The sequence below is a fragment of the Pseudalkalibacillus sp. A8 genome (genome assembly GCF_045920555.1).
Lineage (GTDB): Bacteria > Bacillota > Bacilli > Bacillales > Fictibacillaceae > Pseudalkalibacillus.
This window is the reverse complement of the sequence record NZ_CP174509.1, coordinates 2,116,577-2,129,924: the sequence shown is the minus strand read 5'-3', so window position 1 is coordinate 2,129,924 and position 13,348 is coordinate 2,116,577. Positions and strand designations below refer to the sequence as shown.

The window sequence follows — 13,348 nt, the reverse complement described above, 5'->3', positions numbered from 1 at the left end:
AGTAAATCCTAATCAAAAAACTTATAGCGGATATACGAGGACGTTCATAGAGCAACTCCATCCTGTTTTTCAAGCTGGAGTGTCCGTATGATTCTATGGAAATAAGGTCTCTGGTGTCCGATATAGATCCATACAAAAAAACTGCTGGAATGATCCCAGCAGTTTTTTCAGTATAGCGTTATTTTACAATGTGTACAGGGAGACCGATTGCAACTTCCGCTGCTTCCATTGTGATTTCACCTAGCGTTGGATGCGCATGGATTGTCAATGCGATATCCTCAGCAGTCATTCCTGCTTCAATTGCCAGCCCTAATTCAGCAATCATATCTGAAGCATTAGGGCCTGCAATTTGTGCCCCGATCACAAGACCGTCGTCTTTACGGGTAATAAGCTTCATGAATCCTTCAGCATCGTTCAATGACAATGCCCGGCCGTTTGCTCCGAATGGGAACTTAGAAGCTATTACATCGAACCCAGCATCTTTCGCTTCGGATTCAGAATATCCTACACTTGCAAGTTCAGGATCACTGAAAACGACAGCCGGGATTGCTAGATAGTCGATTTCCGCCGCTTCTCCAGAGATAGCTTCTGCTGCTACTTTCCCTTCGTAGGATGCCTTATGAGCGAGTGCAGGACCAGGAACGATGTCGCCAATCGCATATAATCCATCTACAGAAGTTTTACATTGGTTGTCCACTTCGATAAGCCCTTTATCGTCAAGTTTTACACCGATTTGCTCGAGTCCAAGCTCTTCAGTGTTAGGTTTACGTCCTACTGTCACGAGTACATAATCCGCATCAAAGGATTTTTCTTCGCCTTTTACTTCAGCAGTGACTTTAACACCCTCACCTGACTCTTCCGTGCCTTTTGCCATTGCATTCGTGATGATTTCAACACCTTTTTTCTTGAGACGGCGGGATACGAGCGTGCTCATTTGTTTTTCAAAACCTGGAAGGATCGTCTTACCACCTTCAAGGATCGTCACTTCAGTACCAAGGTTTGCGTATGCAGTACCTAGTTCGATACCGATGTATCCTCCACCGATGACAACCATCTTTTTCGGCACTTCAGTCAATGCTAAAGCACCAGTCGATGAAATGACTCGGTCACTCCATTTAAATGATGGGAGCTCAATCGGGCTTGAACCTGTCGCTAAGATACAGTTTTTGAATTTATACGTTTGTGAAGTGTATTCATCTTTCGTTACACGTACCGTATTCGTATCAGAGAAATAAGCCTCACCTTTTACAATCTCGACTTTATTCCCTTTAAGCAGACCTTCTACTCCACCGGTCAACTTCTTGACGATGCCTGCTTTCCATTCTTGTACTTTCCCCATGTCCACTTTTACATTTTCAGCAGTGATTCCCATGTCATCTGAATGTTGGGCATGTTCGAATCTGTGGCTTGCGTGAATGACCGCTTTAGATGGAATACAACCTACGTTGAGGCAAACTCCACCGATATCGCCTTTTTCAACAATTGTTACTTTTTGTCCCATTTGAGCAGCACGGATTGCTGCAACATATCCTCCCGGGCCTGAACCAATGACCAGTGTGTCTATTTCTTCTGCAAAATCGCCTACTACCATTTTTACGCCTCCATTATCAATAGTTGTGGGTCGTTCAAGAGTCGTTTGACATGATTTAATGCATTTTGTGCAGTAACACCATCGACTAAGCGGTGGTCATAACTGATTGAAAGTGCCAATACCGGTGCAGCTACAATCTCACCATTCTCAACGACTGGCTTTTCTTGAATACGTCCAACACCAAGGATCGCTGCATCTGGATGATTGATGATTGGTGTAAACCATTGTCCACCAGCAGAACCAAGATTAGAGATCGTACAAGTGCTGCCCTTCATCTCATCCGAAGATAATTTACCGTCTCTTGCTTTCTTAGCAAGTTCATTAATTTCATTCGATAAAGAGAAGATAGACTTACGGTCTGCATCTTTAATGACCGGTACAACTAATCCAGCCTCTGTATCAGCAGCAATTCCAATATTATAGTAGTGCTTATGCACAATCTCTTCATTCTCATCATCAAGAGACGCATTCAAGATCGGATATTCGCGAAGTGCTGAAACAAGAGCTTTAACGACGTATGGCAAGTAAGTCAATTTAATGCCTTTTTCTGAAGCCATTTCTTTGAATTGCTTACGGTGTGCCACAAGGTCAGTAACAACCACTTCATCCATATGAGTTACGTGAGGAGCTGTATGCTTGGAATTGACCATCGCTTTGGCAATTGCTTTTCTCATACCTTTAAGCTTTTCGCGCGTTTCTGCTTGCTCTTGTGCTGCAGCAGCAGGTTTCGCTTTCCCGTCTGCTTTTTGCTCTTCTTTTTCTGCAGCTGCTCGTTTTTCTGTTTCACTTTCAGCAGTTTCTTGACCGCCCTCTAGATATGCATCGATATCTTCTTTCAAAATACGGCCGTCTTTACCAGAACCGTTTACCTTCTTGATGTTGACGTCTTTTTCACGAGCATATTTTCGAACAGACGGCATCGCTTTGACACGATTGGTCGGATCTTCATCTTCAGAATCGTCTTCTTTCTTGGTCTCTTTTGTTTCTTTAGAGTCCTTCTCTTCTTTCTTGTCTTCTTCTTTCGCTCCATCGGCTTCAGGCTTCTTATCTTCATCCGCTTGCGGTTGTTCAACCTCGGTCTCTTCACTGTCACCTTCATAGCCTTCAGCATCGATCGTTACGAGCACATCACCGACAACTGCAACTGTACCTTCGTCAACCTTAATATCGTTTATCGTTCCGTCAACAGGTGAAGGGATTTCTACAACTGCTTTATCGTTTTGTACTTCGAGAAGAATGTCATCTTCTTTAACTTCGTCGCCTTTTTTGACAAACCATTTTACGATTTCACCTTCATGGATACCTTCACCGATATCAGGCAGTTTAAATTCAAACGCCACAGGGTTCGCCTCCTTGTTTTCTATATAGTGAGTTTGGAGTGTTCTTCTGTACTATTAAAAGTTGATTACTTGCTTCGCCTTTTCCATGATATCTTTATAATCCGGAAGCCACACATCTTCAGCAGCAGAGAATGGGAACACAGTATCTGGTGCAGTTACACGTAGAACTGGTGCTTCTAAAGAAAGGATCGCTCTATCGTTGATTTCTGCTACGACGCTTGCAGCAATACCAGCTTGCTTTTGTGCTTCTTGAACGACAATGGCACGGCCGGTCTTGTTGACAGATTCGATAATGGTGTCAACATCAATCGGGCTTACGGTACGCAAGTCGATCACTTCTGCTTGGATATCTTCTTTCTCTAGTTCTTCAGCAGCTTTAAGAGAAGAATGGACCATAGCACCGTAAGTGATGATCGTGATGTCGTTTCCTTCTCTCTTTACATCTGCTTTACCAATTTCAACTGTGTACTCTTCTTCAGGGACTTCATCTCTGAAAGAACGGTATAGTTTCATATGTTCCAGGAAAATGACCGGGTCATTGTCTCGGATTGCAGAAATCAAAAGACCTTTCGCATCATATGGTGTTGAAGGGATCACAACCTTAAGCCCCGGCTGTTGGGCCATTAGGCCTTCAAGGCTGTCTGCGTGCAGCTCTGGTGTTTTGACCCCTCCGCCGAATGGAGAACGAACCGTGATCGGTGCATGATAAACACCCCCAGAACGGTACCTCAAGCGTGCCATTTGTCCAGAAATAGCATCCATCACTTCATAAACAAAACCGAAGAATTGGATTTCGGGAACAGGACGGTATCCTTGCAAGGCTAGACCGATTGAAAGACCACCAATCCCTGACTCGGCAAGCGGGGTATCAAAGACGCGATCTTCCCCGAATTCTTTCTGCAGACCTTCAGTCGCACGGAATACGCCGCCATTTTTGCCGACATCTTCCCCGAAGATCAGAACATTTTCATCATTTTTAAGTTCAATGCGCATCGCATCAGTGATCGCTTGAATCATCGTCATTTGGGCCATCGCTTACTTCGACTCCTTTTCTTTGTATTCTTCCATTTGCTCCTGTAAGTTTTTCGGAAGCTCTTCATACATGTTTTCGATCAAATCTGTCACCTTTTGCTTCGGTGCTTCATCTGCTTTCTTGATAGCAGCCTTGATGTCTTCTTTCGCTTGATCGACGACTTCGTTCTCTTTTTCTTCTGACCAGAGATCATTGCTTTCAAGGTACTTGCGGAAACGTACCAATGGATCTTTCTTTTCCCATTTGTTATCCATATCTTCCGTACGGTATCTTGTCGGATCGTCACCAGCCATAGTATGTGGTCCATAACGGTAAGTAAGTGTCTCGATCAATGTTGGGCCTTCCTCGTTGGTAGCACGCTCACGAGCTTGTAGTGTAGCTGCGTAGACGGCAAGTACGTCCATGCCATCTACTTGAACGCCATGAATTCCTGCAGCAACTGCTTTTTGAGCGATTGTTTTTGCAGCAGATTGTTTTTCGACAGGAACCGAGATAGCAAAACGGTTGTTTTGAACAACAAATACTGCTGGAGCATTGTAAGCACCTGCAAAATTGATTCCTTCATAAAAGTCACCTTGTGAAGCTCCGCCATCTCCGGTATATGTGATTGCGATATTTTTCTTTCCACGCTTCTTGAGACCAAGAGCAACTCCTGCAGCCTGTGTGATTTGTGCACCGATGATGATTTGCGGTGAAATCACATTGACACCCTCTGGAATTTGGTTGCCCTGGAAATGTCCACGGGAGAACAAGAATGCTTGGTATAACGGGAGTCCGTGATATACAATCTGTGGAACATCACGGTAACCAGGTAAAATGAAGTCCTCCTTATCCAAAGCATACTGGCTTCCTAGCATAGATGCTTCTTGTCCAGCAACTGGTGCGTAGAACCCTAGTCGTCCTTGTCTGTTAAGTGAAATCGCACGTTGGTCCCAAATTCTTGTATAGACCATACGTGTCATCAATTCTTGTAAATCTTCATCTGACAAGTCAGGCATTGCATCCTCATTTACGATTTCGCCTTCCTCGTTCAGGATTTGAAAAGTTTCAAATTCCTCTTCGATCTGTGTCAGGGTTTTTGTACCCATGAAGGTCACCTCTTCCTTTCCTATTTGAAAATTAGATGATGTGTCAGAGTCCTAAGCCAGACAATTATATAAACAATATTTAGATTGCCCACTTTTGGTATAAAGCATGTCAAATCGTGTCTATTTATTGAAGTATCTTTTTATGCTTTAACATTATGACTACATCATGTTTTACCCTTATTCAAGGTTAGATAATCGTCAATCCTCTCAATCTACTTCGGTTAGAGACAAGTAACAAACTGTACTAGTTAAGGATGGATCGACAGTGATACAACTCAACATATTTCTTAGTGTACACTACTATACAAAAATACGTCAATCCTATTGATTTATCTTGTGTTATTAAGGGATTAGCATTAAAACTTCATACTTGTAATAGTAAATCTGTATTAGTATAGAAATGTACACTGTACTAATACAATAAGGATAATTATTATTGAAGAAAAATAAGATGACATTGTCAAAAGTTGATAGCCGTACGTGAGACAGTGGTTGTGAGTTCCCCAAAATAAAAAGCTGACCGTTGACTCGGCCAGCTGCTGCACTTGGCTATTCAGTTAGATTTCCTGCAAAATTTCTTTGGTTTCACAGTAAAAATTTATGAAGCTTCCTTCTTATCAGTAGTACTGAATCCTGCTTCTTTATAAAATGCCTTCTTCTTTTCATTGTATTGATCAGTCAAATTATTGAACGCATCTTGTGATTTCAGGACTTCCTCATATTTTTTGTTAAGTTTTTCAGTACGTGATTTCAAATCCTCGATCGCTAAATCTTCCTTTTTCATCATCTCATACAACTCGCGATCCATGTTTAGTGCTTCCATATAGACATTGTGCAAATCATCATAGCTTTTATATCGTTTCTCCATCGTTTCCACCAGTTCATTCGCTTTTTTCTTCAAGGTGTCTTCATCTATTTCGTCCACTAAACCATTCACAGATTTGAATTCTTCATATGCAGAATCGATACTTTCCTTTTCTTTCGTGATCAATTCTCCCCTGGAATCAGCAAGTCCAATTGCCTCATCAGCCAACTTTTTGATTTTATCTATTTCTTTCATGCTCAATCCCAGCATCTCATTGAAAAGTTCTTGTTCTTTTTGTTCTGCCTCAATAAGCGGCTCTTGCACTTCAGCGAACCCAGACTCTAAAGAAACTGTTTGCTCCAGATGCTCATACATTTTTTCAGCTGGTGATTCACCAATCGTACAGCCTGAAGCGACTATTATCAATATACAGAAACTTATGAAAAACAAATATTTCTTGCCGTACAACATAGCTCCCCCTATCCCTTTCTCTCTAGTTATTTATGATATACGTTTCTGAAAACCTATACAAGATAAATTATAGTGGACAAACTTATTAGTAAATTATGACCAGTTCAATCGATTTAGAACAAGAACATGGTTAAGTACATATTCTTTTAAAAATGAACTTATGTTAAAATAATCACAATGCTTTTATGATCGTTACAAATGAATCAAACAGCAAGATTAAGGAGTGGGAATTATGATCACAATGAAGGATGTTGTCAGAGAAGGTGATCCGATCCTTCGGGAACGTGCTGAAAATGTTGCTATACCTCCTTCTGAAGAGGATAAAGATACATTAAAGCAAATGCACGAATTTCTTGTTAACAGTCAAGATCCAGAGCTGAATGTAAAATATAACCTCCGCCCGGGTATTGGTCTTGCCGCACCGCAAATCGGAGTAAGCAAACGGATGATCGCCGTTTTGGTGGAGGATGAAGATGGTCAATTATATGATTATGCATTGTTCAACCCTCGTATTATGAGCCATTCGGTTCAAAAATCATACTTAAAAGGCGGGGAAGGTTGCCTATCGGTTGATCGCGACGTTCCAGGCTTTGTCCCCCGTTACTACAAAGTGAAAGTAAAGGCTTTTGATATTAACGGTAAAGAAATTGAACTTCGCCTGAAAGGTCTTCCGTCGATCGTTTTTCAGCATGAAATCGATCACCTAAACGGCGTCATGTTCTATGACCATATTAATAAAGACGAGCCATTTGAAAGACCAGATGGAATCTCAATCGGAAGATAATGAAAAGCGCAAACGCCCTGAACAGCCACGAAGGTCAATGGAAGTCCGACGAGGAGGCTCGAACCAAACAAAGATTTGGTTCTGCGTGGGCTCACACATAAGATGTAAATCAATGTGTCGACCGCCGCAGAAGGACTGACGTGACCCGAGTAGTTGGGCGTTGGAGCTAGACATTCCTTTCAATGTAAGAAAAGGCGGATCCGCATCGACTAAAACGATACAACGGATTCGCCTTTTACATCTCTCTAACTTATTAGTCCGACTTTTCTCAATCCATGACGTATTCCATCGTCATCTACTGCCCGCGTCACAAAATCAGCGGATCGCTTAGCTGCTTCCTTACTATTTCCCATGGCAATTCCTGTTCCGGCGAACTCCAACATTTCAAGATCGTTCAGACCGTCACCGAAAGCAATGACATCCTCTTGATGATAACCGAGATGGGCAATCATTTTTTCTATCCCGATCGCTTTCGATCCTGTTTTCGGTAATACATCCATTGAGTATTGGTGCCATCTTATGAAGTTGAAGTCACTGTACGTATTCCGATAAAGTGTCTCTTTTTCGCCTTTTTCACAATACAGCAATGCTTGATAAATCGAACGGCCCCTATAAAATTCCGGATCATGCTCAGGGTGTATCAATTTCAAATCGTCCATCGATTTTTGAACATGCGGATGCGAATCATGAGTGGTCCTGCCTGTTTCAGTATTCAAGAAAACCATCGGATGGTCATGTTCTTTAGACTGGAGGACCAATTCTTGTAAGAACTTCTCTTCAAGCGGATTTTCGTAAATGCTTTGATTTTCGTAGGAAACATACTGGCCATTGAAGCTTACAAACCCATTGATACTAAGCTCTTCAAGTAAATAATGGAACATGAAAGGTGCTCGGCCCGTTGCAATCGCAATCGGAACCTTTCGATCCTGCAGTTCCTTTATCGCAAGCTTTGTGCCTGCCGGTATTCTTTTTTGATGATCCAATAATGTGCCGTCTATATCAAAAAATACAATTTTATTTGTCATACAATACCCCTTTACTCTTGCTGTTTATTGCACTGGCTGCAACTGGCTGCTCCTTGACTGTCTTTCTTGTGGACAGGTATACTCCTGCCAAAATCAATACCAGGCCGACAATCGCATGTGCCGGTATGTGTTCATCCAATAAGAACCATCCCCAGAACATTGCGGTGATCGGGACCAGGTATGTAACAAACGTGGCGAACTCAGCACTTCCCTCTTGTATCATATAATAAAATAACAAATACGCTAATCCTGAGCCGAAGACGCCAAGTCCAATCATCGCAAACACGGAAATCATTGATCCTGCATGTTCAAGACTAAAAAGGGACCCAGTAACACCCATGATCACCAAACTTCCGATCGCACCTGTTATCAAGGTGAACAACGAGATCATCATAACACTAATCCCTTGCAGATGTCTCTTTGTAAACTGTGAGACATATCCATAACAAAGGGTAGCACCAATCATGGTCCCCATTCCAATAAGGTCTTCATTGAACAGCTGGGTGACATTCAAATCGATCAATATCAATATTCCGATGAAACCAACTACAACACCAAGCCACTGTTTGAATCTCAATGTTATTGAAAATAACAATACACCGATGATACTCGTCCAGATCGGTGTCGTCGCATTCACGATCGATGCCATACTGCTTGAAATCCTGGTCTCACTTATTGCAATCAATCCCCATGGAATGAGAGCGTTTAGAAAACCGACCAACAAGAGTGATTTCCACGGAAGTGCTTTTAAAGAAAGCCATTTTCTTTGTAAAAGAAGAATGAACAACAAGGTCAGTGCCCCTAAGGAGCATCTTACAAACACGACCCCCCATGGACCAAAGCCCTCAACAAGCACCTTGATAAAATAAAAAGACATTCCCCAAATCAAGCTTAATGTAATCAATGCTACATATAATTTCATCTTTTCCACCTTTTCTTGCAGTCCGTACACTCCTGCATCGGATCTATACCACTAATTACCTCGTAAAATTAATTGCTTCTGTTTCCATACTAAGTATAACATCACACATGGAAAATTTGGTTCGAGTTGCTTACAAGCCTTTTGATTTTTAAAGCAAAAAAACCCTTTTTTCGAAAGGAGAGAAAGACATTGTTAAGAAAATTGAGAGATCAAATCAAGCATAAATGGAAAGATTTATTCGGTATAAAACAACGTGTACCGATCGTTTGATTTTTTCGATATTTGTTTTGACGGTATTAATTTGGTATCTTATTGTTTCAGATACCTTTTACATAGGCACCTTCACCCTAATTGCATAATCGAATCAAAAAAACATGAAAAACCAATAGAATTCATTTATAATAAACGAAGATGATTCTAATTGAAAACGGTAAGGAGAGTTAAGCATGATTTACAAAGTATTTTATCAGGAGAACCTTCAAGAGGTAACCGTCCGTGAAGAAACGAAAAGCCTCTATGTTGAAGCAGACTCCGTACAAGCAGTACGTTCATTTCTAGCAGATCGGAATTATAATATCGAATTCGTTCAAGAAGTTACAGGATCTCACCTGGAATATGAGCAACAATCTGAAGATTTTGAATTGGAGACACGATAACACATGAAATTCGTAAAAAATCATCAAACAGCAGTGTTCGCGCTTGGCGGACTGGACGAAATCGGTAAAAACACGTATGGAATTCAGTTTCAAGATGAAATCATTCTAGTAGATGCGGGGATCAAATTCCCTGAAGACGAGCTTTTAGGAATTGATTATGTCATTCCGGATTACACATACCTCGTCAAGAATGTCGATAAGATCAAAGGTTTATTCATTACTCACGGACATGAGGACCACATCGGTGGAATCCCTTATCTACTCCGCCAGATCAACATCCCGATATATGGCGGAAAACTTGCGCTCGGATTAATCAGAAACAAGTTGGAAGAACATGGACTTCTTCGCAGAGCCAAATTACATGAAATTCAAGAAGACGACGTCATCAAGTTTCGAAAAACATCCGTAACGTTTTTCAGAACGACGCACTCCATTCCTGATTCGTATGGAATCGTCGTCAAAACACCACCTGGAAACATCGTGCATACTGGAGATTTCAAGTTTGATTTCACTCCTGTCGGAGAGCCAGCAAACTTGAACAAAATGGCTCAAATCGGCCAAGAAGGTGTACTATGTCTTCTTTCAGACAGTACGAACAGTGAAGTTCCTGGTTTTACAATGTCTGAAAGCCGTGTGGGAGAAAGCATTCAAGATATTTTCCGAAAAGAAGATGGACGAATCATCTTTGCTACATTCGCTTCGAACATTCACCGTCTGCAACAGGTCGTTGAAGCGTCGGTTCAGTATAACCGTAAAGTGGCCGTTTTCGGACGAAGCATGGATTCTGCCATTTCAATCGGCCAAGAGCTTGGCTATATCCGTGCTCCAAAGGATACGTTCATTGATGCGAATCAAATCAACCGTTTACCTGATAATGAAGTGACGATCCTTTGTACAGGAAGTCAAGGTGAGCCAATGGCGGCTTTATCCAGGATTGCTAATGGAACACACCGCCAAATTCAAATCATCCCTGGTGACACAGTAGTTTTCTCATCTTCCCCTATTCCTGGGAATACGCTAAGTGTGAGCCGTATCATCAACCAACTGCATCGAGCAGGTGCGAATGTCATCGCTGGTTCATTGAATGACATCCATACTTCTGGACACGGTGGCCAACAAGAGCAAAAACTCATGCTCCGTCTAATGAAACCGAAATACTTCATGCCGATCCACGGTGAGTTCCGTATGTTGAAAATGCATACAAAACTTGCCATCGATTGTGAAGTTGAAGAGAAGAACTGTTTCATTATGGACAATGGTGAAGTACTTGCTTTAAGTGAAAATGAAGCATCAATTGCTGGTAAAATTCCATCCGGTTCTATCTATGTTGATGGAAACGGAATTGGAGATATCGGGAATATCGTTTTACGGGATAGAAAAATCCTATCCGAAGAAGGTCTTGTCGTAGTCGTGGTAAGCATCAATATGAAAGAGTTCAAAATTGTATCTGGACCTGACATCATTTCACGTGGATTCGTGTATATGCGTGAATCCGAGGACTTGATCAATGATGCTCAAGGTATCCTGTCCAAACACTTACATGGGATGATGGAGCGTAAAACGACACAATGGTCTGAAATCAAAAATGAAATTACAGACGTACTGGCTCCTTTCTTATATGAAAAGACAAAACGTCGCCCGATGATTTTACCGATCATCATGGAAATTTGATAAATGCAAAGAACCTGGTTAGATACCAGGTTCTTTTTGATTAGAATTTTCATTGTTTGCAGCTCATTGGCTTCGAGAAATTCTTCTTTGAGTACCTCGTTTTCCTTTTTTCCGCTTTTTCAGGGTGTCAATCCCACCTCATGGGTAGGTAATCCAATGAACATAAAAAACCTGACTTCAACAAAGTGTTGAAATCAGATTCCTGTTCAATCCATCAATAAGTTTTTCTCAAGACGATTGACATCGTTATCCGCTCCGATAACGATCAATATATCGCCTTTCACAATAGTTTGTGTTGCCTGTGGTGATACGATGATTTCCTCATCACGCTTGATTGCAACGACGTTACACCCATAGTTCGCACGGATATCCAACTCGATCAAGGTCTTGTCATGCATTTTCTCACTTGCGATCAACTCGACGATACTATGTTGATCGGACAATTCCAAATAATCCAGTACGTTGTTTGACATGATATTATGCGCGATCCTTTGCCCCATGTCTCGTTCTGGATGGACGATACGATCTGCCCCGATTTTACGGACCACTTTTTCATGGTAGTCGTTTTGTGCTTTTACAGTGATATGAGAAACCCCTAGCTCTTTTAAAATCAGGGTGGTCAGGATACTTGCCTGGATATTGTCACCGATCGCAACGATGACATGATCGAAATTCCTGATGCCTAAGCTTTTAAGAACACTTTCATCTGTTGTATCCGCTATGACAGCATGAGTAGCGATCGAAGAAAATTCATTGACTCGATCCTCATCAATGTCAATTGCGAGTACTTCCATATCGTTATTACTTAATGAACGGCAAATGCTTCCTCCGAAGCGTCCTAACCCAATTACAGCAAATTGCTTTTTCACAATCATTCCTCCAATTGCCCCTTAAACGTTCGCTCTCACCACATTGTACCATATTTTCAGATTATTTTTCTCGATTTCCTTGCACATAATTAGCGTCAAATAAAAACATGCGCATCAATAAGATCAACGAAGGGATCAATAAGAACAATCCTGCAATGAATGCGATGACAAGGGCGATTCCCATCGTTTCGTTTGTAAAACCAGTATCCAACGTAATATACGGATACAAAATGTATGGCAGATGAGAAACCCCATAACCGAAGAATGCGAAAAAGAATTGAAGCATGACGAAAATGAATGCGGTTCCATAACGCTTGTTCTTATAAACCAGCCACACCGCGATGTTAAAGCAAATGAATGATAGGATGAACATATATGAATAATCGATCATGTCATTGAAATGCTCGATGTTATGATCACGTAAAGCCAAAAACACTAGAAAGCTTGCAAGGATTGTCGGCGGGCTCCAGAAAAGAGCAAACTTCCTCAAGATTTCAAGCGCAGGCCAGTCCTTTGCTTTGTTAGCATAAAAACAGAGGAACATCGCACTGATGTACAAAACACTTACAATGGCAAGTAAAACGACGGACCAGGAATAAAAGCTTGTAAACAACTCTTTGACAAGAAATACGACAGTCCCGTTTTCTTCTGTTATGAACCCACCTTCTGATATGGTGAGCGCTGTAGATAATGAAGCTGGAATCAGCAATCCTGTAGCCCCATATAAGAACGTATAGATATTACTGTCCTTGGCGCCGTAATTTCCGAATGCATAAAACGACCCTCTGATCGCAAGCAAAACTAACGCGATACTTCCTGGAACCAAGAGTGCAGTTCCATAATAGTACGCTGTGCTTGGGAAAAAGCCTACCAGTCCGACGAAAAAGAATACGAAGAAGACATTCGTAACCTCCCATACAGGGGATAGATAGCGGCTGATGATCGAATTGATGATATGGTCCTGTTTCGTGATCTTCCCATAATAGGCGAAGAATCCTGCACCGAAATCAATCGATGCGACTATCAGGTATCCATAAAGAAAGATCCAGAGTACCGTGATTCCAAGTAATTGTATTTCCATCGTATCCCCTCC

The 13,348-nt window shown here is 41.6% G+C and carries 12 protein-coding genes; 3 read left to right on the top strand and 9 right to left on the bottom strand.

What is annotated here, in order from left to right:
* Window positions 1-178 precede the first annotated feature (178 nt).
* From lpdA to ACJROX_RS11070, 5 genes are all read right to left on the bottom strand, one after another.
* Window positions 179-1,591 (bottom strand): dihydrolipoyl dehydrogenase, encoded by a 1,413-nt coding sequence (lpdA, locus tag ACJROX_RS11090; protein ID WP_408010824.1) that lies wholly within the window; start codon window positions 1,589-1,591, stop codon window positions 179-181.
* Between the two features lie 2 nt (window positions 1,592-1,593).
* Window positions 1,594-2,931 (bottom strand): dihydrolipoamide acetyltransferase family protein, encoded by a 1,338-nt coding sequence (locus tag ACJROX_RS11085; RefSeq protein WP_408010823.1) that lies wholly within the window; start codon window positions 2,929-2,931, stop codon window positions 1,594-1,596.
* 54 nt (window positions 2,932-2,985) lie between these two features.
* On the bottom strand, window positions 2,986-3,963 hold the full coding sequence (locus ACJROX_RS11080; RefSeq protein ID WP_408010822.1) for an alpha-ketoacid dehydrogenase subunit beta: 978 nt from the start codon (window positions 3,961-3,963) through the stop codon (window positions 2,986-2,988).
* Between the two features lie 3 nt (window positions 3,964-3,966).
* Window positions 3,967-5,052 carry a pyruvate dehydrogenase (acetyl-transferring) E1 component subunit alpha gene (pdhA, locus tag ACJROX_RS11075; protein WP_408010821.1) on the bottom strand — a complete coding sequence of 362 codons (1,086 nt, stop codon included), beginning with the start codon at window positions 5,050-5,052 and terminating at the stop codon, window positions 3,967-3,969.
* Between the two features lie 598 nt (window positions 5,053-5,650).
* On the bottom strand, window positions 5,651-6,325 hold the full coding sequence (locus tag ACJROX_RS11070; protein WP_408010820.1) for a YkyA family protein: 675 nt from the start codon (window positions 6,323-6,325) through the stop codon (window positions 5,651-5,653).
* Window positions 6,326-6,560: 235 nt separating this feature from the next.
* Between ACJROX_RS11070 and def the strand changes: the two genes are divergently transcribed.
* Window positions 6,561-7,112 (top strand): peptide deformylase, encoded by a 552-nt coding sequence (gene def / locus ACJROX_RS11065; RefSeq protein ID WP_408010819.1) that lies wholly within the window; start codon window positions 6,561-6,563, stop codon window positions 7,110-7,112.
* Between the two features lie 245 nt (window positions 7,113-7,357).
* Here the strand turns inward: def and ACJROX_RS11060 are convergent, their stop codons facing one another.
* Both ACJROX_RS11060 and ACJROX_RS11055 read right to left on the bottom strand, forming a co-directional pair.
* The gene (locus ACJROX_RS11060; RefSeq protein ID WP_408010818.1) at window positions 7,358-8,137 is read right to left on the bottom strand and encodes a Cof-type HAD-IIB family hydrolase; all 780 of its coding nucleotides are present in this window, start codon (window positions 8,135-8,137) and stop codon (window positions 7,358-7,360) included.
* Entirely contained in the window at window positions 8,127-9,059 is a 933-nt protein-coding gene (locus ACJROX_RS11055; RefSeq protein ID WP_408010817.1) for a DMT family transporter, read from the bottom strand. Before ACJROX_RS11055 ends, ACJROX_RS11060 begins: the two co-directional genes overlap by 11 nt.
* A gap of 446 nt (window positions 9,060-9,505) precedes the next feature.
* Between ACJROX_RS11055 and ACJROX_RS11050 the strand changes: the two genes are divergently transcribed.
* The gene (locus tag ACJROX_RS11050) at window positions 9,506-9,715 is read left to right on the top strand and encodes a DNA-dependent RNA polymerase subunit epsilon (RefSeq protein ID WP_221563960.1); all 210 of its coding nucleotides are present in this window, start codon (window positions 9,506-9,508) and stop codon (window positions 9,713-9,715) included.
* 3 nt (window positions 9,716-9,718) lie between these two features.
* Complete coding sequence (rnjA, locus tag ACJROX_RS11045) at window positions 9,719-11,386, top strand: ribonuclease J1 (protein WP_408010816.1); 1,668 nt, start codon at window positions 9,719-9,721, stop codon at window positions 11,384-11,386.
* Between the two features lie 206 nt (window positions 11,387-11,592).
* Here the strand turns inward: rnjA and ACJROX_RS11040 are convergent, their stop codons facing one another.
* On the bottom strand, window positions 11,593-12,261 hold the full coding sequence (locus ACJROX_RS11040; protein ID WP_408010815.1) for a potassium channel family protein: 669 nt from the start codon (window positions 12,259-12,261) through the stop codon (window positions 11,593-11,595).
* A gap of 55 nt (window positions 12,262-12,316) precedes the next feature.
* Window positions 12,317-13,336 (bottom strand): cytochrome d ubiquinol oxidase subunit II, encoded by a 1,020-nt coding sequence (locus ACJROX_RS11035; protein ID WP_408010814.1) that lies wholly within the window; start codon window positions 13,334-13,336, stop codon window positions 12,317-12,319.
* Between the last annotated feature and the right edge of the window lie 12 nt (window positions 13,337-13,348).